The sequence below is a fragment of the Campylobacter hyointestinalis subsp. lawsonii genome (assembly GCF_013372165.1).
GTDB classification, from domain to species: domain Bacteria; phylum Campylobacterota; class Campylobacteria; order Campylobacterales; family Campylobacteraceae; genus Campylobacter; species Campylobacter lawsonii.
The window spans coordinates 153,157-174,242 of sequence record NZ_CP053828.1; the positions used below are offsets into that span (position 1 = coordinate 153,157).

At 33.8% G+C, this 21,086-nt stretch carries 22 protein-coding genes; 12 read left to right on the forward strand and 10 right to left on the reverse strand.

From position 1 onward, the window contains the following. Positions 1-123 precede the first annotated feature (123 nt). The 9 genes from fliY to aroQ are packed head-to-tail and all read right to left on the reverse strand — an operon-like array spanning position 124 to position 7,208. On the reverse strand, positions 124-957 hold the full coding sequence (fliY, locus tag CHLWT_RS00860; protein WP_059433061.1) for a flagellar motor switch protein FliY: 834 nt from the start codon (positions 955-957) through the stop codon (positions 124-126). Further along, positions 947-2,044 (reverse strand): flagellar motor switch protein FliM, encoded by a 1,098-nt coding sequence (fliM, locus tag CHLWT_RS00865; RefSeq protein WP_112000496.1) that lies wholly within the window; start codon positions 2,042-2,044, stop codon positions 947-949. The genes fliY and fliM overlap by 11 nt, the downstream gene beginning before the upstream one ends. Then, positions 2,044-2,748: an RNA polymerase sigma factor FliA gene (locus tag CHLWT_RS00870; RefSeq protein ID WP_063997580.1), complete on the reverse strand. Its 705-nt coding sequence runs from the start codon at positions 2,746-2,748 to the stop codon at positions 2,044-2,046. The genes fliM and CHLWT_RS00870 overlap by 1 nt, the downstream gene beginning before the upstream one ends. Continuing rightward, the gene (locus CHLWT_RS00875) at positions 2,720-3,073 is read right to left on the reverse strand and encodes a hypothetical protein (protein ID WP_063997579.1); all 354 of its coding nucleotides are present in this window, start codon (positions 3,071-3,073) and stop codon (positions 2,720-2,722) included. The genes CHLWT_RS00870 and CHLWT_RS00875 overlap by 29 nt, the downstream gene beginning before the upstream one ends. 14 nt (positions 3,074-3,087) lie before the next feature. Continuing rightward, a complete protein-coding gene (locus tag CHLWT_RS00880) occupies positions 3,088-3,954 on the reverse strand; it encodes a MinD/ParA family protein (protein ID WP_309300094.1) in 867 nt (288 codons plus the stop codon). Further along, positions 3,938-5,233 (reverse strand): flagellar biosynthesis GTPase FlhF, encoded by a 1,296-nt coding sequence (flhF, locus tag CHLWT_RS00885; RefSeq protein ID WP_063997577.1) that lies wholly within the window; start codon positions 5,231-5,233, stop codon positions 3,938-3,940. The genes CHLWT_RS00880 and flhF overlap by 17 nt, the downstream gene beginning before the upstream one ends. After that, on the reverse strand, positions 5,233-5,739 hold the full coding sequence (folK, locus tag CHLWT_RS00890) for a 2-amino-4-hydroxy-6-hydroxymethyldihydropteridine diphosphokinase (protein WP_063997576.1): 507 nt from the start codon (positions 5,737-5,739) through the stop codon (positions 5,233-5,235). The genes flhF and folK overlap by 1 nt, the downstream gene beginning before the upstream one ends. Next, a complete protein-coding gene (locus CHLWT_RS00895; RefSeq protein WP_112000495.1) occupies positions 5,720-6,745 on the reverse strand; it encodes a M24 family metallopeptidase in 1,026 nt (341 codons plus the stop codon). The genes folK and CHLWT_RS00895 overlap by 20 nt, the downstream gene beginning before the upstream one ends. After that, positions 6,738-7,208, reverse strand: a complete 471-nt coding sequence (aroQ, locus tag CHLWT_RS00900; RefSeq protein WP_170253231.1) for a type II 3-dehydroquinate dehydratase — start codon at positions 7,206-7,208, stop codon at positions 6,738-6,740. Before aroQ ends, CHLWT_RS00895 begins: the two co-directional genes overlap by 8 nt. Before the next feature lie 103 nt (positions 7,209-7,311). Here aroQ and mqnF point away from each other — a divergent pair, with 103 nt between their 5' ends. From mqnF to CHLWT_RS00915, 3 genes are read left to right on the forward strand one after another with little or no spacing between them, the layout of a single operon-like run. Beyond that, a complete protein-coding gene (mqnF, locus tag CHLWT_RS00905) occupies positions 7,312-8,535 on the forward strand; it encodes an aminofutalosine deaminase family hydrolase (RefSeq protein WP_112000493.1) in 1,224 nt (407 codons plus the stop codon). Then, positions 8,523-9,386: a signal peptide peptidase SppA gene (gene sppA / locus CHLWT_RS00910; RefSeq protein ID WP_112000492.1), complete on the forward strand. Its 864-nt coding sequence runs from the start codon at positions 8,523-8,525 to the stop codon at positions 9,384-9,386. The genes mqnF and sppA overlap by 13 nt, the downstream gene beginning before the upstream one ends. Next, on the forward strand, positions 9,383-10,057 hold the full coding sequence (locus CHLWT_RS00915) for an MOSC domain-containing protein (protein ID WP_112000491.1): 675 nt from the start codon (positions 9,383-9,385) through the stop codon (positions 10,055-10,057). Before sppA ends, CHLWT_RS00915 begins: the two co-directional genes overlap by 4 nt. Before the next feature lie 43 nt (positions 10,058-10,100). Here the strand turns inward: CHLWT_RS00915 and bamA are convergent, their stop codons facing one another. Next, positions 10,101-12,353, reverse strand: a complete 2,253-nt coding sequence (gene bamA, locus CHLWT_RS00920) for an outer membrane protein assembly factor BamA (protein ID WP_112000490.1) — start codon at positions 12,351-12,353, stop codon at positions 10,101-10,103. A gap of 151 nt (positions 12,354-12,504) precedes the next feature. On the opposite strand from bamA, the gene CHLWT_RS00925 reads away from it, so the two are divergent. From CHLWT_RS00925 to rimP, 9 genes are all read left to right on the forward strand, one after another. Next, positions 12,505-13,335 carry a prephenate dehydrogenase gene (locus CHLWT_RS00925; RefSeq protein ID WP_111974895.1) on the forward strand — a complete coding sequence of 277 codons (831 nt, stop codon included), beginning with the start codon at positions 12,505-12,507 and terminating at the stop codon, positions 13,333-13,335. 57 nt (positions 13,336-13,392) lie between these two features. Then, positions 13,393-14,760, forward strand: a complete 1,368-nt coding sequence (gene pgp6 / locus CHLWT_RS00930; protein ID WP_112000489.1) for a peptidoglycan metallopeptidase Pgp6 — start codon at positions 13,393-13,395, stop codon at positions 14,758-14,760. Positions 14,761-14,986: 226 nt separating this feature from the next. After that, a complete protein-coding gene (lpxC, locus tag CHLWT_RS00935; RefSeq protein WP_063997567.1) occupies positions 14,987-15,874 on the forward strand; it encodes a UDP-3-O-acyl-N-acetylglucosamine deacetylase in 888 nt (295 codons plus the stop codon). A 110-nt stretch (positions 15,875-15,984) separates the two neighbouring features. Beyond that, positions 15,985-16,317, forward strand: a complete 333-nt coding sequence (locus CHLWT_RS00940; protein WP_309300093.1) for a glycoprotease — start codon at positions 15,985-15,987, stop codon at positions 16,315-16,317. A gap of 8 nt (positions 16,318-16,325) precedes the next feature. Then, a complete protein-coding gene (gene thrB, locus CHLWT_RS00945; RefSeq protein WP_112000487.1) occupies positions 16,326-17,210 on the forward strand; it encodes a homoserine kinase in 885 nt (294 codons plus the stop codon). A gap of 18 nt (positions 17,211-17,228) precedes the next feature. Beyond that, positions 17,229-17,465, forward strand: a complete 237-nt coding sequence (locus CHLWT_RS00950) for a DUF448 domain-containing protein (RefSeq protein ID WP_063997564.1) — start codon at positions 17,229-17,231, stop codon at positions 17,463-17,465. After that, positions 17,458-20,040, forward strand: a complete 2,583-nt coding sequence (gene infB, locus CHLWT_RS00955) for a translation initiation factor IF-2 (protein WP_112000486.1) — start codon at positions 17,458-17,460, stop codon at positions 20,038-20,040. The genes CHLWT_RS00950 and infB overlap by 8 nt, the downstream gene beginning before the upstream one ends. Then, the gene (rbfA, locus tag CHLWT_RS00960; RefSeq protein ID WP_063997562.1) at positions 20,037-20,405 is read left to right on the forward strand and encodes a 30S ribosome-binding factor RbfA; all 369 of its coding nucleotides are present in this window, start codon (positions 20,037-20,039) and stop codon (positions 20,403-20,405) included. The genes infB and rbfA overlap by 4 nt, the downstream gene beginning before the upstream one ends. After that, positions 20,402-20,821: a ribosome maturation factor RimP gene (rimP, locus tag CHLWT_RS00965; RefSeq protein ID WP_112000485.1), complete on the forward strand. Its 420-nt coding sequence runs from the start codon at positions 20,402-20,404 to the stop codon at positions 20,819-20,821. Before rbfA ends, rimP begins: the two co-directional genes overlap by 4 nt. Positions 20,822-21,086: the final 265 nt, after the last annotated feature.

The window sequence follows — 21,086 nt, forward strand, 5'->3', positions numbered from 1 at the left end:
TTAAAATCGTAATCAAATTTTAAACTGCAAGGTATAAATATGAGCGATTTTTCTTTCGATTTTGAGAAAGGCGAATTTGTGCTAGAGGTCTCAAAAAGAATTTCAAAAAATCTCTCTTGTTATTTATTTTAATTGTTCAAGTCTCTCTTTTTTACTACCTATTTCAGTGATCTGAACTCCAAAGTTTCCATCTATGATAACGACTTCGCCAAGAGCAACCGGTTTATCGCCTATAAGAACTTCTAAAGGATCATTTGCTAGTTGATTTAGTTCTATAACAGATCCTATATCCATGGATAATACATCTTTTAGTAACATTTTTTTAGATCCTATCCTAACTCTTATAGGAAGTCTTACGTCCATGATAAGACCTATATTTTTTATTTCATCTGCTATTTCAATCTTATGAGTTCCTGATTCTTTATTTGCGCCGTGAGCTGGTTTATTAAAATACTTATCAAAAGCCAAATCCACAACTATACCTAATTGCTCATTTAGTGATTCTATATTTGCCGTATATAAAAATAGTTTTTGATATGAGCTAAGATCTAAAACCCCTGATTCGTCTAAAAATACTACTTTTGTAACTTCAAAATTTAGCTTTGGAAGTTCTTTTTGTGCATTTAAATTTGTAGATACGGCACTCATTATATTTGAAAATATCTCTTTGCTAGCGTCTAGTTCGTCGTCTCCTATATTTTCATTTCCGCTAAGCTCTTCTTCTCCTAACATATAATCATTTATAGCACTGATGAGTAGTGGGGAAGCTAGTAGAACTATTTTTGCATCCATATCTCCGCTTACGCTTACATTTGCCATGACTACTGGAGGTTTTATCCCGTTTTGTTTATCTGCATCGAATTCGCCGATATCAGTGAGATTTAAAGTATGACCAGTTAGCCCCTCTACGGTAGTTCTTGTCTCGCTTACAAATACTTCTAAAAATTTATTCATCATCATCTTCTTCCTCTACTTCTTCTTCGGTTTGCTCTTGATATCCCATGATTTTAGCTTTTCTCTCTTCTTCATATTGTTCTAATATCGATTTTATCTCGTCTTTATCGGTTTTGATAAGCTCTTCTATCTTTATGGATTTTCTAAATCTATGAAGTCCAATTTGTGCTAAAAATACATCTTTTTTATCTATACAAACTATTGCTTTATCATCGGCACTTCTATCAAGTCTTAAGATATCGCCCTCTTTTAAATTTAAAAACTCATTTACACTGATAACTGTTTTTCCTAAAATCGCTTCATATAGGACTTCTGCGCGACCGATGAGTGTTTTTAGCTCTTTGTTACGACTTTTTTTAGCACTTGTTTCTCCAAGCATTATATCACGATTTGCTAGGCGACTTAAAATCGGCTCTAAATAGATCACGGGATAACATAAATTTATCATTCCGCTTGAGTTTCCGATGATGATCTCCATAACTACCATTATGACTATTTCATTTTGACTGACGATCTGAACGACATTTGGTGAGCTCTCTTTGGCTTCGACGTTTGGATACATATCAGTTATCATTGACCAACTCTCTTTTAGGCGTTGCATCATTATGCGAAGTATAGCATCAAGTAGGTTTATCTCGATATCAGTAAGCTCTCTGTTGCTTTCAAAGCCATCTCCATTTCCGCCTAGAAGACGATCTATCATAGGAAAAGCAATACTCGGATTTATCTCTAAAACGCAGTTTCCATCAAGCGGTTTTATAGAAAATACATTAAAGCTAGTCGGACTTGGCAAACTCATCAAAAACTCGCCATAAGTCATTTGATCCACGCTGTGAAGTCTTATTTCGACTATACTTCTCATAATGCTTGAAATTTGACTAGCAAGATTTCGTGCAAGCTTATCGTGTATGCCTTTTACCGCTCGTAGCTGCTCTTTACTAACACGATTTGGTCTTTTGAAATCATAGATTATTACTTGTTTTGGATCTCCTGGATGTAAATTTACTTCGGTGGTAGTAGCAGTATCTCCGTCTTCATCGACTGCTTGCAAAAGGGCATCGATCTCTTCTTGACTTAAAATATCAGCCATTAAAACCCTAGCCTTTCTCTGATTTTTGTTATGAGCCTTTTATGAATTTGACTAATTCTCGACTCTGTTATACCTAAAATTTCACTCATCTCTTTTAAATTTAACTCTTCATAATAATAAAGTTGGATAATCGTCTGCTCACGCTCATCAAAATCTTCTAAAACTTCTGTTATTTTTTCTATAAGTTCGTCTTTTTCTATCTTTGATTCTACATTTGCATCACTAAGAAGCTGGGATTGTTCGTCTATAGGAAGTACCGCAGATACATCACTTAAATTTCTAGCCTCTCTGATTTTGCTCTCTTCGATACCTAGTAAATTTGCTAAATAATCATCACCTGGTTCGCATTCAAATTTATTAAAATATTCATCGATTGCGTTATCTATCTCTTTTATGAGTTTTCTATTGCCTCTGCTTATAAAATCCAAACTTCTTAGATAATCAAGCATAGAGCCATAAACTCTTTGTTTTACATATCCCCAAAAATTATCATTTTGCTCTTTATCATAAGTGCGAGAAAGTTTTACCATAGCAGCAGCTCCTACGCTGATCAAATCACTCACATCTATAGAGCTAGGAAGTCTAGCTTTTAGTTTAAATGCCATAGCTTTTAGTGCTGGCATATATGCTACTACAAGATCATCTTGCTCTTTTTTTATAGCATTTTTATATGCGTCAAGCTGCTTTTGCTTTAACTCGTTCATGCTTTTTGCTCTGTTTTTTTAATATTGTTTTTGGATCAAGCGGGGTACTTATAATGCTTTCTATCCGTTTTTCTCTAAGTCCTAGTTCGTCTATGAGATAGTTATTGACATCTTCGTATTCTTCTTTGTTAAAGTATTTTTCACCTATTTTATTTGCATCGACGTAATTCATAATAACAATATGTACCATAAGATAGAAAAATAGTGTTATAAGCAGCGTATAAAGGACGAGTTCTGTTGGGTCAGTCGCTTTTAAGATCACAAAAACTAGTCCCATAAAAAAGCCGCAAACCGTAAAAAAAGCTATAAAATTATCTGTTTTCAATTTATCCAACCTAGTTAAAATTGTTCTACTAGACGCTTAAAAAAGCCGCCGAAGCTTCTATCTTCTTTGTCGCTAAGCACTTTTCGTTCCAATTTATAAAGAAGTTTGCTTGCCGCCTTTTTTAGCTCTATACTAGGGCCTATATGAGGAGCGTCATCACTAAATAAAGTTCTTTGTTTTATGCTCTTTGATATTATCTTATCTGCTTCGATGTATCCAAGAAGATCTAAATTTAATTCATTTTTGATATTTAATTTCGCTACTTTTTTTATATTTTCATAAATTTTTATCGCTTCAGACTCATTTTTTACCATATTTAGTAGCATAAAAATATCTTTTTTCATTTTAGAAGTGATTTTTATAGTAGCGTAAGCATCTGTTATGGCTGCTGGGTCTGGCACTGTGACTACTATGATCTCATCACAAGCATTTAAAAATAGCTGTGTATTTAAACCTATCCCAGCTCCAGTATCTATGATAAGAAAATCAAATTCATCAAGAGAATTTGCTTCTTCTAAAAACTTTTCCATTAGAAATTGATCATTAAATTTAAATATCTCATCACCGCTGTCTCCTGGTATGAGCGTAAGTCCTTCTTTTACTTGTATCAAGATATCGCTAAGTGTGCATTCGCCTTTTAAGACATTTAGGATATTTTTTTTTATCTTTACATTTAAGATAACATCTAAATTTGCAAGCCCTATATCTGCATCAAAAAGAGCTATTTTATAACCATTTTTTGCTAGGATATTTGCTAAATTTGCACTGATTGTGGATTTGCCTACTCCACCCTTACCGCTAGTTACTGCTATAAAGTGAGTTGATTTTTTCGGTTTAGATGGCGCTGACATAAGTTCTCTTAGCTTATCTGCTTGATCCATCATCATCTCCTTTGTTAAAACCTTCTAAAACACACTTAACCAAAAATTCGCTTTTTGCCTCTACTATATCATCAGGCACATTTTGTCCTGTTGAAAAATAGCTAACTGGCGTATTTGTCTCATAAACTAGCGAAAAAACATTTCCAAATATTTTTGTTTCGTCAAATTTAGTTATGATAAGAGTATCTATATCTAAAAATGAAAAATTATCATAAATTTCTAATAAATCTTCTATTTTTGAACCAGCAGAAAGTACTAAATTTACATCTATTTTGGCTCCACTTCCTTTTAAAAAATTATCAAGTCTAATGAGTTTATCTCTATCATACTGACTACTGCCCATAGTGTCTATGAGTATAAGATCGCAGTTACTCAAACTCTTTAATGCAGACTTAAAATCATCTAGTTCTATAGCATCAAGTATAGGTATGCTCATTATCTTAGCATATTGAAACAACTGCTCTACTGCCCCTAGCCTATATGTATCAAGAGTGATGATTCCTGTTTTATATCTGATATCGCCTGAGTGAGCGAATTTATAAGCAAGTTTTGAAAGAGTCGTAGTTTTTCCAACTCCTGTTGGTCCTACAAACATCATTATTTTTTGTTTTTTTATGTCTAATTCTGCATTTCTGCAAGGTAGCATATTTCGTAAAAGCGAATAGAAATATCTTTTTACCGCAGTAGGATTTGTCTTCATAGAAGTTGGCATATTTTGCACGGTTATCTCTAAGATAGATTTTAGATGCTCGTTTTTCATACCGCTTTGTTTTGCAAGCTTATATATAGTAGAAAACTCCGGGGGAATGGCTATATCATCTCTATTCTCACTTTTATCGTCCCAGATCATATCTGCGATAAGCGAAATTTTATCATTGAGCTTATTTACTTGTTTGGCGACGTCTTCTATTTTTTTGTTGTATTCTTCATTTGTGCTTATGTTAGTATTTTGATTTGTATTTATATTTGCGACTTTACTTATCTCTTTTGCTGCTTCTGAGATATTTAAAAGAACGCTTTCATCGCTTTTTGGTGACTCAGGCAACTTCGTATAAGCAGAAATTTGCTGTTTTATACTCTCTATACTTTCTTTTGAAGGGGTTGCTTTTTGAGTATCTTCTACGCTTACTAATATCTCATATATTGGTTTTTTGTTTAGAGTTTTTGGCTGAATTTGTTTAGTAGTCACTAGTATAGCACTCTCGCCGCACTCTTCTTTTGCTTTTTTGAGTGCCGCAATCGCACTCTCGCCAGTAAAGGTTTTAAGCACCGTAGCCATTATATTCCTTTCATCGATCCCATAGGAATTATCACGCTGAGTCTATCATTTGCTCCTAGATGAGGCAAAATCAGTCTTTGTGAATTTCTAATCTTTTTATCAAAATACAAAATATCTATATCAAGAGTTCTTGGAGCGTTTCTAAAGCTTCTAATCCTACCAAAAATTTTCTCATAATGCTGCATAATCTTTAAAACATCAGCAGCATAAAAAGAAGATTTTACTAGCAAGACCGCATTTAAAAAATCAGCTTGTTTAGTATATCCAAAAGCTCTGTTTTTAAGTATCAAAGAAGACTCTTTTACGAAAAATCTTCTATCTTTTTTTAGCTTATACAAAAAAAGCTCAAAGCGTTTTTTTGTATCTCCAACATTTCCTCCGATGCCTAGTAAAAACGAGTTTTTAAATTCACTCCCACCACCTTTGAAATTCGGGAAAAAATGCGATCTTACGACGCTTCTAGCTTCATTGCAAATAAATGCGTTATTATAAGATTTTACATCCATTTTCTGTTACTACCACCACGTCTTCGATACGTACGCCAAATTCGTTTTCTATATAAATTCCTGGTTCTACGCTAAAGACCATACCTTCTTTAAGAACTGTTTTATCTATTTTGTTGATGTTTGGCAACTCGTGGATATCAAGCCCTACGCCATGTCCAGTTGAGTGAAAAAACTCTTTTTCATAGCCAAATTTTGCTATAACTCTTCTTGCTGCCCTGTCTATCTCGCAAGCTAAAATACCAGGCTTTATCACTTTTATCGCTTCGTTTTGTGCCTCTTTTACTATGCTAAAAATATCATTTTGTTTGTTTGATTTAAATTTCTGATTTTTATCAAATTTAAAACCATTTTGTACGCATACCGTTCTTGTTCTATCTGAGCAATATCTTTTAAATTTTACCCCGGCATCGACTAATAAAAGATCGCCTTCTGCTAGTTTTGTATCAGTAGGCATTGCGTGAGCTTTTGCTGCATTTGCGTTTATAGCTACGATAGGTTCAAAGCTAAGTCCTAAATTTCCGCTATCTTTAAATATATTTTGAGCATGGAAATTTAGCTCTTTTTCACTCATACCAAGACCAAATTTATTTATAAACTCGCCAAACTCATCAAATTTATCCGCTCCTAGTTTTGCAGCTACCGACAAAGTTTCTATCTCTTGCTCCGTTTTTACCATTCTTTTTAGCTTTGAGAATTCGTTTTTTGCTATGAAATTTATACCTAAGTTTTTACTTAAACTTTGATACTCCAAAACGCTAAAATCTGCTGGATTAAAATAGATATTTTTTATGCCTAAAGACCTTAAAAGTAGCCTTGCTTCTTTTATGATATTTCTGCTTGTTTGTACGACGATGGCATTTTTAACGTTTTGTTTTGCTTCTATAAAATATCTAGCATCTGTTAAAAAAAACGCATCATCTTTGGATTTTATATAAATTTCATTATCGCAACTGTATCCGCACTCATAAAATACGGCATTTTCATCTTTTAAGATAAAATTATGCATTGTTTTGTGATCTAGCTTTTATGGCTTTTATTTGTTCAAAAATTTGTATCATACCTATCATAGCTAAATGGTATCCTACTGGTCCAAAACCTACTATTTGCCCTGCGCAAACAGGCGCTATGAGACTTTTTTGACGGAATTCTTCTCTTTGGTGAATGTTGCTTATATGGACTTCAATCGTAGGAAGTTTCACTGCTGATATGGCATCGCGGATAGCTACTGAAGTATGAGTATAGCCGGCTGGATTTATGATGATACCATCAAATTCTCCTAGGCATTCTTGGATCTTATCTACTATTTCACCTTCAAAATTTGTTTGAAAAAACTCAATATCAAGATTTGCTTGATCAGCAACCGTTTTCATCTGTTCGTGTATGCCATCCATGCTCATAACGCCGTAGATATTTGTCTCTCTGAGACCTAACATATTGATATTTGGCCCTTGTATAACCATTATTTTCATCTTGTCTTCCATAAAAATCCTTAAAAAATATTTTAGCTACGATTTTACAAAAATATTGCTAAATTTTTGCTATAATTTTCCCCTTTTATGTTAGGATAATATGATGAAAATAATAAAAGCCAAATACATAATAACTTGCAATGATGAATTTGATATCTTGCAAAACATGAGCATCGCCTTTGATGAAATCATAAGGTCTATAGGTAAATTTGATGAACTTGTTTTGATGTATCCAGACGCTGAAATTTTTGATTTTTCAAATGATATCATTACTGCGGCGTTTATAAATCCGCATACGCATTTGGAGTTTAGCTCTAATGTTTCAAGCCTTGATTATGGCGATTTCTTGCTCTGGTTAAAAAGTGTTATAAGCTTTAGAGATAGCTTAAGCGATGAGGCTAAAAACTTGGCAATGAAAGAGGCTATAACAAGTATCTTAAAAAGCGGAGTTAGCACGATAGGCGAGATTTCAAGCTTTGGAAAAGATATAGAAATTTGTGTGAATTCAAAAGCTAGATTTGTTTTTTTTAATGAAATTTTAGGTACAAATGATAAAGCAATAGATGAATGTTTTGATAAATTTATGACTAGATTTAATGCAAGTTTAGAGTATAAAAGCGATAAATTTATACCGGCTGTCTCTGTGCATTCGCCATATTCTACGCGCCCAGAACTTACTAAAAAAGCACTAAATTTAGCTAGAGAAAAAGATCTTTTAGTTAGCACTCATTTTTTAGAAAGCAAGCAGGAAAAAATGTGGCTAGAAAGTGGAAGTGGCGAGTTTAAATCTTGGTTATCAAGCTTTACTTTAAATCCTACTCCGCTTTACTCTCCTAGTCAATTTTTAGCGAATTTTAGTGGCATAAGAACACTTTTTACTCACTGCGTTTGGAGTGATGATTATCTTGAGTTTTTTGATAAAAACTTACATAGCGTTACTACTTGCGCAGTCTCAAATAGGCTTTTAGGGCAAAAAAAACTAAATTTAAATAAAATAATAGAACAAAATCTATCTTTAAATATCGCAACAGACGGGCTTAGCTCAAACATTAGTCTTAATTTTTTTGATGAACTTAGAGCGTTTTTATGGACGCACTGCGAATTTGAGCTAAATTTCTTAGCTAAATTTGCTATTTTGGCTTCTACAAACTGGGCGGCAAGGGCGCTCAATTTAAATTTAGGTATTTTATCTAGTGGAAGGATTGCTGATATAGCAGTATATAAAGGGCTTGATGTTAGAGATAGCACTCAGTTAGCAACTGAGCTCATACTGCATACAAAAGAAGTTAAAAAATTATTTATAAAGGGTGATGAATGCAAATTTTAAAGCTTATATTTTCGCCGTTTGTGGCTATTTTTAAATTTATCAATACGTATTTTAAAACGTCTGTTTTTTTGTTTATCGTAGCACTTGTTTTATTTAGCGGCGATAAGGTTTCAAATCCAAATTTAACGCAGATATCTCTAAATGGTGCTATAGTTGATGAAAAAATGGTTTTAGATCAAATTTATGAAGCCATGGATGATGAGTCTATAAAGGGCGTTTTATTTGACGTAGATAGTCCAGGTGGCGCTTTGGCTCCTAGCATTGCTATAAGCGACGCTTTGCGTGAGCTAAAAGCCAAAAAACCAGTTCTTGCTTACGCGAGTGGAACTATGGCTAGTGGAAGTTATTACGCTAGTATTTGGGCGGATAAAATTTATGCAAATCGTGGAAGTTTTATAGGATCTATCGGCGTGATAATGCAAGGTGCAAATATAGAAGAGTTGGCAAATAAAATAGGCATCAAAACTCAAATCATAAAAGCCGGGGAATTTAAAGAAGCCGGTGCGTTTTATCGTGCGTGGAGTAAGGCAGAAAAAGATGAACTTCAAAATTTGGTTAATAAAAGTTATGAGCTATTTTGCACTGACGTAGCAAAAGCTAGAAAGCTAAATTTAAAAGACGTAGATATTTGGGCTAATGCTAGAGTGTTTTTAGCAAATGACGCTCTAAAGCTTGGACTCATAGATGGAATCAAAAGCTATCGTGACGCTAAAAAAGAACTTGAGATCTTAAGTGGAGTGGAAAATCCTATCTGGAAAGAGCGTCCTATGTTTGATAGGTTTATATCAAATTTTACTAAAGAAAGTGCGAATTTAATGTTTAAAATATTTTTTGGAAATGAGGTAAGATGAAGCTTCATTCTTTACATATAGGCAAGTTGCAACGAGTAGAAGAGGGTAAAAACATAAAAGTCGTTTTTGAAACGGGTATGCTTAAAGATAGCATTGATGGTGAGGTTTTTTGCACTCAAATGGGCTTTGTAGGCGACTTTGTAAGTGATACTAAAAACCATGGTGGGCTAGAAAAAGCGGTTTTTGCAAATAGTTTGCAAAATTATGCTATTTGGTCGAAATATCTAAAAAAAGATATGAAGATCGGCTTTATGGGTGAAAACTTATGTATAGATGGACTAGATGAAAACAAAGTATGCGTGGGCGACATACACAAAATAGGTTCGCTTATTTTACAAGTATCTCAGCCTAGAAAACCTTGTTTTAAGATATCAGGTGTTTGGGATGATAAAGGTTTTACTAAAGAGATATTTAAAACTGGGCTAACTGGCTGGTATTACCGTGTTTTAGAAGAAGGAAGCACTAAACGCGGCGATGAGATAGAGATCGTCAAAAAAGATGAAGTTTGTATGAGCATAATGGAAGTAAATATGCTTTTTTATGATCCAAAAAATCATCTAAATTTGATGGATAAATTTAAGAGATTAAAGACTTTAAGTAGCGGTTGGGATAGTGTTATAGAAAAGCGTATAAAAGGTGTTTATGATAATTCTTATATGAGTGAGTTGTAAAATATAAAAAATGATCTGACCGGTAGTTCCGGTCAAATTTACGCTAAAATCTTCTGCCTATAGAAAACTCAAAGCTACTTGTATCATCGCCTGGTTTGTCGTTTAATGCTTTGGCATAGATAAGTTGAAGTGGTCCAATAGGAGTTAGCCATTCTATACCAGCACCTGTGCTGTAGCGCTTTATCTCATTTAAACTATCATCGCCTATCATACCATAATCAAAAAATAAAACCCCACGCATTTTTAAACGATCTATGATAGGAAAACTTAGCTCTGCTGAGTTGTTAAACGCTATCTTACCACCCATATCTATATTTTTTGTAGCTCCGCTACTTATAGTTATGTCTTTTTTTGGCGTTACGCTTCTGTTATCGTATCCCCTTATGCTTCTTATACCACCTAAGAATAGTTTTTCATTGATAGGAAGTTTAGCATCGTCACTATTCCATATATAGCCAAAATTCGATTTATATCTAAGGATCAAATCATAATCTATATAATCCCTAAGTCCAAAATAGTAGTTAAAATTTGTTTTATTTTTTACAAATTCAATATCTCCGCCGACTCCTGCATACTCAAAGTTCGTGCCTGCTATGATACCGCTTCTTGGCAAGTAGTAGTCATCTGTGTTGTTAAATGTGATGCCAGGTATTAATGAGCTTTTTAAATTTGTGCCGTTTTGGTATCCAGCTGCTTTATAAAACTGATCCAAACCGCTAATTTTGCTCTGTTCGATCTGATATGTTAAAAATGCAGTTACGTATCTACCTAGCTTTCTACCACCTGTTATAGAAGCTCCATAGTTTTTCTCTCTATAATCATCCCACTCATAGTCGTTTGCAAAAAGATTTCCGCCAAGACTATATTCTGAGTCAAAGACCCTAGGATTTGTAAGTCCTATATTTCCGCTAAGAGTGTCATCGCTTTTATCGACGCTTATACTGCCTTTGTATCCGCTACCAAATACGTTCGTATCGCTTACTCCAGCGCTTAAAAGCAGACCATCACTTGTCCCATATCCTATACCGCCTGTTATACTACCTGTTGAAGTTTCTTTTACTTTTACTTCTAGATCTACTTGATCTTTGCTTATCCTATTTTCTTTTATCTCTACATCTTCAAAGTAACTACTTCTTTTAAGTGCGTTTTTAGAATCTACAAGGTCACTTCTGTTGTATAAATTTCCCTCAGTCAAGTACATTTCACGTCGGATAACTCTATCTACTGTTCTGTCATTTCCAGAGATTATAACGTTTCTTATATATACTTGATCGTTTGGAACTACCTGATATACTATATCTACTGTATGATCTGTCTCGTTTTTCTCTGTTTTTGGATAAACTTTTACATAAGCATAGCCTTTGTCTGCTACTATATTTTCAAGTTTTTCTACATCGCCTCTAAGCCAAGCAGAATTTAGTCTATCGCCTGTTTCAAGTTTAAAGCCTTTTATGATCTCATCTGTATTTAGCTCAAGCTCACTAGGAGCTTCTATGCTTATACTACTTACTTTATATGCTTCACCTTCGTTTATATAATAAGTAAGATCGGCTGTGTAGTTATCAAAATATGTATTTAAATACGGATTAGAAACACTAACATCAAGATAACCTTTTTTTAGGTATTCTTCTTTGATCTTTGATGGATCGTTTGGGAGTTCATATATCTTTACGCTACCATCATTTAGCCCCCACATCCAGCCCATAAATTCACGTTCTTTATTTGCTATAGCCGGTTCTATATCTGAGTAATCAAGAACTTTTGCACCTTCTAAATTTACATTTTCTATAGTGATTTTCTCGCCTCTATTTATGGTCATTATGACTTGAAGTGCATTTTCGTTTCCGTGCAGTGGAGTGGTTTTTACATCTACAACTGTATCAAAATAGCTTTTAGCTTCATAAAACTGCCTTATTCTCTCTTTTGCTTTTTTTATGCCTACGTTATCATACATTTGACCTTGTTTTATGCCAAGTATGCCATCAATAGCTTTTTTATCATTTGTTACGACACCTTCTATATCAAGTTTTGCTATCGTAGGTTTTTCTTTGAAATTTATAATAACGTTTCCGTCATTTTCTTCTATGTAGATATCTTTAAAATATCCTTGTTTATATAAATTTAAAATAGCTTGATTTGAGGATTGTTCAGTTAGATTATCGCCTATTTTTAATCCAGAGATATCATTTGCTATATCGTTTGATAAGTGGATAAGCCCTTTGTATGTTATGGATTTTATAGTAGCAGCATTTAGCGCGGACGCTGCAACCAAGCTTAAAAAGAAAATTTTTTTCATTAATTTTTGCCTAAAGTTAAGTAATTTTCGCCATACTATCATAAATACTTTTAACATACAATAAATTTAAAAAAATGATACAAATTTGATAGCATAATAAAATTTTTTTTAAATTTAAAGTATAATTGCGAAAAAATTATCAAGGAAATATATGAAAGTTGGAATAATCGGACTTGGACTTATAGGCGGATCCCTTGGTCTAGCCCTTAGAGATATGAAGATCATCTCTAGTGTCAGCGGTTATGATCTAAATAAGCAAAATGAAGAGGACGCTCTAAAGCTCGGTTTGATTGATAAGATCATCAGTTTTGAAGAGATGAAACGTACTTGCGATATGATATTTTTAGCTATTCCTGTTGAAGCCATCATAAAGGTTTTGGGTGATTTAAAAGATATACCAAAAAATACTACGATAGTAGATCTTGGCTCTACGAAATCTAAAATATTAGAAAAATGCCCAAAAGAGATAAGAGAAAATTTCGTAGCAGCTCACCCTATGGCAGGAACTGAAAACTCAGGCCCTAAAGCGGCGTTTAAATCCCTTTTAAATGGTGCTGTTGTAGTAGTATGCGATGATAAAAATGCACACGAAAAGCATATAAAAAGGGCAGTTGAGATACTAAGTCATGCCGGTATGAAGATCATTTTTATGGATGCAAAAAGCCACGATCATCATGTAGGCATCATATCGCATTTGCCTCACGCTATTAGCTATAGTTTGGTAAATGCTACGCTAAAAGAAGAAGATAAAAGAAATATTTTGTTGCTAGCTGGTGGTAGCTTTAGCGGAATGGCTCGCATTGCAAAGTCAAGTCCCCAAATGTGGGTGGATATATTTAAGCAAAATAAAGATAATCTTATCAGCGCGATTGATTCATTCAAAAATGAGCTTCAAATTTGTCAAGATTTGATAAAAGGCGAAAAATGGGACGAATTAAAAGAGTGGATGAACACTGCTAGAAAACTTAGAGATATTTTGTAGTTAAATTTATAATTATTTTGATAAAATCACAAAATTAGATGTAAATAAAGGTAGAATATGAGAAAAAATAACGGATTTAGGGGTTTAGTTTATATAGTTGTCATTTTGGTTTTAGTAGTCAGTTTTTTTGGGCTTTTAAGCTCTAGTATGTTTGACAAAAATAGCCCAAAAGTGGCTCTTGAATCTCAAATTTACTGGAATTTAAAAGATCCTATACCTATAAAGATAGAAGATGAAAGCGGTATCAAATTTATAAAAGTTATACTAAATGACGGCACCTCATCTCAAGTAGTTATGAGCCAAGAGTTTAAAGACAGCCCAAAACAACTCTCATTTAATATCTCTTTCCCAAAAAGAAATACGTTTAATGAAAAGAAAAATTATACTCTTATCGTAGAAGCGACTGATAATAGTAAATGGAATTTTTTTAGAGGAAACGAAGCCGCCACACAAGCAGAGCTAAAGATAGACACGAAAAGACCGGAGCTTTACGCGCTAAATCAATCATACAAGATAGCAAAAGGTGGTTCTGCAGCAGTTGTATTTAGAGCTAGTGATCCAAATTTGGACGAAGTTTATATTATGACAAATTATGGCAAGAAATTTAAAGCTACACCATTTTACAAAGAAGGATATTACGCTTCTTTGGTTGCTTGGCCTGTTAGCGTAGATGATTTTAGTGCTGATATAGTTGCGGTTGATAAAGCAAAAAACAGAAGTTCTATGAGAATAAAATACTTCTTACAAGATAGAAAATATAGGGTTTCAAAAATATCATTAAGCGATAGATTTTTAGACGGCAAGATACTTGATCTTACAAATATGCACTCAAATGATCCTGATTCTATGGATAAATTGGCTAAATTTAAATTTATAAACGAAACACTTAGGATATCAAATGAGAAAAAAATATCGCAGATAACCTCAGTCGTCCCAGAAGAATCTATAAACTCATTTTACGTAAAACCTTTTTATCCTCTTAAAAATGGTGCTGCGGTTGCTAGTTTTGGCGATCATAGGTATTATACCTATGATGGACAAAATGTAAGTGAAAGTTGGCATTTAGGGCTAGATCTTGCAAGTACGGCTGGAGCTGATATCATATCAAGCAACAATGCAATAGTCGCTTTTAACGCAGATAATGGAATTTATGGTTTAAATTTAATTTTATATCACGGATTTGGACTTTATACGCTTTATGGACATTGTAATAGTTCTGTAGTAAATACGAAAGATATGGTATCTGCTGAACAGCTCATCGCTACAACAGGTACTAGCGGTCTAGCTTTAGGCGATCACTTGCACTTTGGAGTTTTAGTTCAAGGCGTAGAAGTCAGACCAGAAGAGTGGATGGATACTAAATGGATGAAAGACAACATCTATGATGTGCTTGAACTCTCAAAACAGGTTATAGATAAAAAATAGCTACTAAAATAAGCTATAAATTTAAACTATGCAAGGCAAAGTGATAGGATAGCGTGATTGAAATAGATTAAAGCAAATTTAGCTAAAACAGCACTTTTGTATAGATAACTAAGAAGAGCGGTAATTGCTTTTATTGTGAAATTATTGAACTAAATTTCTAATCGATAAATTTTATTTACCGGTTTTTTGATATAATTTTGCATAAAATTTGATAAGGATTATAAATTTGAAACAAACAACGATAGCAAAAAAGGTCGAGGGAGTAGGTATCGGTCTGCATAAAGGTGAGCCGATTAAGATCATACTTGAACCGCTAGAAAAAGATATGGGTATAGTTTTTTATAGAAGCGATTTGGGGACTAGCTTTAGGGCTGAGCCAAAAAATGTCATAAATACGCAAATGGCGACTGTAGTTGGAAATGAAAAAGGCTACGTTTCTACTATAGAACATCTTCTTGGAGCCATAAATGGCTATGGAATAGACAATATCCGAATAGTTTTAGACGCAAACGAAGTACCTGTTATGGACGGAAGTGCGATAAGCTTTTGTATGATGCTAGATGAAGCCGGTGTTAGGGAGCTTGATGGCGATAAAAAAGTTCTTGTGATAAAAAAAGATGTCGAGGTAAAAGAGGGCGATAAATACGTAAAAGTAAGTCCTAGCAAAAATCCTAAATTTAACTATACTATCAAATTTGAAAATCCAGTTATCGGAAAGCAAAGCTATACGTTTGAGTTTAGCAAACAAAACTTTATCAATGAAATAGCGCGCGCTAGAACTTTTGGATTTTTAAAAGACGTTCAAAAATTAAACGCTATGGGGCTAGCGCTTGGCGGAAGCCTAGATAATGCTGTTGTTATTGATGATACGCATATCTTAAATCCAGAGGGGCTTAGATTTGAAGATGAGTTTGTTCGCCATAAAATTCTTGATGCTATAGGCGATATAAGCTTGCTTGGAGCACCTATGGTTGGGGATTATGAGGCTTATGCAGGAAGTCATGATCTTAACCATAAGCTAACAAAAGCTATCTTAGCTGATGAAAAAAACTATGAGATAGTTACCATAAAAGAAGGGCTTAAAGAGCCAGAATACGCAAAGGCTTTTGCATAAAACAGGTTGGAATTTTAGTCGTAGCTCTTTCGTCTCCACTTCTTGTAGGAATTTACGAAAATGATGTTTTAATAAATACTATATCAAGCGATGATAGAGCAAGCGAAGCTTTGATAAGCATCTTATCTCAGATCGGAAGTAAATTTAAGATCAAAAGCATAACTTATGCAAATACTCCTGGTAGTTTTATGGGTTTAAAAGTATCTTATGTCGTGCTTAAGACGTATTGTATTGCAAAAGATTGCGATTTTTACGCAGTTAGTGGCTTTGAGCTAAATAATTATGGCGCCATTAAGGCAAATAAAAATATGAGCTTCGTCTATGAAAACGGGAGCGTAAATTTAAAAAAAGTTATGCCAACCCCATTTAGTTTGCCTAGCAATTTATCAAATTTAAATAGAAGTTGTGATACACTGCCTAATTATATTATAGATGCGATTTAGGAGAGATTTTGAAGATACTTACACCAGCTACGAGTGCAAATTTAGGCCCAGGATTTGACAGCCTTGGTTTAGCTTTAAAATTATATAATGAAGTTGTCGTTTCGCCACAAAAATTTACTTCTATTTCCATAGTCGGCGAAGGAAGTGACAAGATAAGTCTTAGAAAAAATAATACGTTTATAAATATCTTCAATCAAATTGTATTTGAACTTACGGGCAAACATTTAAATTTTAAGTTTTCTTTTACTAACAATATCCCGTTTTCTAGAGGTCTTGGTAGTAGCTCTTCTGTTATTGTAAGTGCGATAGCTTTGGCTTATCAAATTTCAGGATTTAAAACAGATAGACAGCAAGTGCTAAATAGAGCTTTGGAATTTGAAAATCATCCAGACAATATCTCTCCAGCGGTTTGGGGCGGATTTACCGCAAATGTCGTTCATAAAGGTGTCGTGTATTCGCACAAAATGGACTTAAGCTCAGATCTTAGGGCTGTAGTCGTGATACCAAATAACGCTATGAGTACAAAACAATCTAGAGGAAAGCTACCAAAATCATACTCTATGAAAGACGTCGTTAGCAACATATCTCACGCAGCTTATCTTACAGCTTGTTTTATGAGTAAAGATTATACAAATTTAAAAATAGCAAGTATAGATAAGATGCACGAAGAGATCCGTATGCAAGGACTAAATGAGCTTTTTGAAATAAGAGAGTTAGCCTATAATAACGGGGCTTTGATGAGCAATTTATCAGGTAGTGGCTCTAGCTTTTTAAATTTGACATACAAAGACGATGCAAATAGACTAAAAGATCTGTTAAAGCAGAGATTTGGTGATTTTAGAGTTGAAGTTTTTGAGCTAGATAACAACGGATTTATGATAAGCCAAAAATAAAGAAAATTGAGATATAATATGAACAAAAATCATAAACCGATAAGAATGTGCGTGGTTTGTAAGGGTAGATTCTTTCAAAATGAACTTTTTAAATTTGCTTCTATTGATGATGAGATAATACCAAATCCAAAAAATACAAGATCATTTTACTTGTGTAAAAACTGTATGCAAAAAGATAGAAAAGAACTAAAAAAGCCACTTTCAAGGTTTAGTAAAAATAGTGTAAATTTAAAGGAGATACTAATAGATGGCTAATATTAGAATTCATGAAATAGCAAAAGAGCTTGGTTACTCAAATAAAGAGATTTTAGAAAAAGCAAAAGAGCTTGGTTTTAAGGTCACTACTTCATCTAGTGCTGTATCGCCAGAGGACGCAGTTAAACTTTATGACTATGTTCAATTTGGCAAAAAACCAGATGATATGGAAAAGAAAAGTAAAGAGAGCCATCAACAAAAGACTAAGGTTGTTAAAAAAGAAGATAAAAAACAATCACAAGAGATTCAAGCAAATACCCAAAACGAACAGATCAAAAAACAGAGCCTTAAGAAGCAAGATGATATAAAAAAACAAGAACCAAAAGAGAATGAAATCGAGCAAAAAGAAGAGAGTTTAGCTAGTTCTAGTCTTGCAAAAAGAAGAGGGCTGATAATAGTAAAAAAGAAAAAAGAAGAAAATATAGCCCAACAAGTAGCGCAAAAAATACAAGCCACGCAACCAGCTAATAAGACACTAGAGGCTATATTTAGCAGTAACGATGATAATTTAAAAAAGAAGAAAAAAGAGAAAAAAATAACCCCTGCATCTAAAAAAAATAATTCAGCAAAGATCGATTTATTAGACGGAATAAACTTTAGCAATGACATAGTCATAGAAGATGAAAATGTCGTAGTTTTACCTGATTTTACCATACAGCCTATCGAAGTTGAGCGTCAAAATACGATAAAAAAACAATTAAACATTTATAAAACCGCACAAAACAATACTTATAATTTTGAAGGCGGAATTCAAAGAAATTCACGCAAAAAACATAAAAAAGTTGTAAAAGATAAAGAAAATGAAGAGATAACTAGTGTAAATATTCCAAAAGAGATACGTTTATATGAATTTGCAGATAAGATAAAAAAATCTCCTAGCGATATCATAGCAAAACTATTTATGCTAGGAAAAATGACGACTAAAAATGACTTTTTAGAAGAAGATGAGATAGAAATACTTGGCGCAGAATTTAATATAGAAATCAACATCATAGATACGCAAGAAGCGTTTGATTACGTAAAAGCTTATGACGATGAAGAGATAAATATTAACAAAAATGAAGAAACAAGGGCTCCAGTTGTCACTATAATGGGTCACGTAGATCATGGTAAAACTAGTTTGCTTGACTATATAAGAAACTCACGCGTAGCTAGCGGTGAGGCTGGCGGTATCACTCAGCACGTTGGTGCTTATATGGTTGAAAAAAATGGTAAAAATATAACATTTATAGACACTCCAGGACACGAAGCATTTACGGCTATGCGTGCGCGTGGAGCTAGCGTAACTGATATAGTCATCATAGTCGTAGCAGCAGATGATGGAGTAAAACCTCAAACAAAAGAAGCTATAAATCATGCAAAAGCAGCAGGAGTGCCTATCATCATAGCTATAAATAAAATGGATAAAGAAAATGCAAATCCAGATCTTGTAAAAACAGGACTTGCTGAGTTAGATATATTGCCTACTGAATGGGGTGGAACTTACGAGTTTGTGCCGATTTCAGCTAAAACAGGTATGGGCATCGAAGATCTGCTAGAAATAGTTCTTCTTCAAGCTGAAATTTTGGAACTAAAAGCAAATCCTAATAGAGAAGCAAAAGCTACTGTTATAGAAAGTTCTCTTCAAAAAGGTCGCGGACCGGTGGCTACTATCATAGTAGAAAACGGAACTTTGAAAGTAGGAGATACTATAGTTGCTGGTGTGGCTTATGGAAAAGTAAGGGCGTTGCAAGATGACAAGGGAAATGCTCTAAATTCTATAAAACCAGGCGAATGCGGTGTCATCATAGGACTTAGTGAAGTTCCAGATGCCGGAGAGACTTTAATTAGCGTCAAAACAGATAAAGAAGCGCGTGAATATGCCGCTAAAAAATATGAATATCTAAGACAAAAAGAGCTTAGTAAATCTACAAAAGTAACGCTTGATGAACTTAGTGCAAAAATAGCCGAAGGTGAGTTAAAAAGCCTTCCGGTTATCATAAAAGCAGATGTTCAAGGATCATTAGAAGCTATAAAAGCTAGTCTTGAAAAATTAAGAAACGATGAGATAAAAGTAGATATAATCCATGCCGGAGTAGGCGGTATAAGCCAAAGTGACGTTGGTCTTGCTAGTGCAAGTGCAAACTGCGTTATCATCGGTTTTAATATCAGACCAACTGGCGAAGTCAAAGAAAAAGCAAAAGAAAAAGGCGTAGAAATAAAAACATATAGCATTATTTATAATCTTATAGATGATGTAAAAGCACTCTTAAGCGGTCTTATGAGTCCGATAATAAGCGAAGAAGATCTTGGTCAAGCAGTTATCAAACAAGTTATAAACGTACCAAAGATCGGGCAGATCGCAGGCTGTATGGTAACTGATGGTAGCATACACAGAGGTGCTAAGATAAGAGTTATTCGTGATGGTATCGTTGTATTTGAGGGAAATATCAGCTCGTTAAAGAGATTTAAAGATGATGCAAAAGAGGTATCAAAAGGATATGAATGTGGTGTAGGCATAGAGGGTTATAACGATATGAGAGAGGGCGATTATATAGAAAGCTATAAAGAAGTGCAAAACAAGGCAGAACTATGAATGCCGCCGAAGTCAAACGACTAAGAACAGAGAGTATATTAAAAGAGCTTATCCCAGAAGCTCTTAGCACTTTAGAAGATGCGTATTTAAAAGGACTTTGCGTTACTGATGTTGAGTGTAAAAAAGGCAGGTATGATGCTTTTGTGTATCTTGATAAAATGATGCTTGATGAAAGAGAGCAAGCTTATGTTCTTAGCCATTTAAAAAGAGTGTGTAAGTATATTCAAAATCATTGTATGGCGGCTGAGGGTTGGTATAGAGCTCCAAATTTTCATTTTAAATTTGATGATAGACTAGAGTATCAAAATCGTATAGATAAGGTTTTTGATAAGATCTCAAGCGAACTACAAAAAGGCGACAAATGACAGATTTAGCAGCTCTAGTTTCTGAATGCGGTGTAAATTTATATGACACAGAAATAGCAAACGATAATGGTAGGACTATATTTAGAGTATATATCACAAAAAACGGCGGTGTAAATTTAAATGATTGCGAAGCCGTCAGCAGACTACTTTCGCCTATTTATGATGTTATGCCTCCAGTCAGTGGAGACTGGGTTTTAGAGGTTTCAAGTCCAGGAATCGAAAGAAAACTTAGCAAAATAGAGCATTTTAAAGCTAGCATCGGCGAACTTGTAAAAATAAGCTTAAATGATAAAAGTGAGCTAAAAGGCAAGGTTTTATCTGTTACTGATGATAAAATCGCTATAGATATAGATGGTGTCTCTAACGATATAAATTTTATAGATATCAAAAGGGCAAAAACATATATAGAGTGGTGATTGCCATTTAGCATTTAATGCACATCATAGAAAAAGCCGTTATAGACTTTTTCTACTTTACTTTTTATACCTTTAGAAGCTTTTATATATTTCTTTACTTTAAAATAAGCTTTGTTGCATTTTACAATTATCGGTAGCGCGTTTTGTTTCTGCTATAATTTTTTAATCCGTCATTGTTCTTGCAATCAAGTATAATGAACTACACATTTAAATTTCTAAGTGCTTATATTTTTTAGCGTTAAAAACATAAAAAGCAATATTTTGT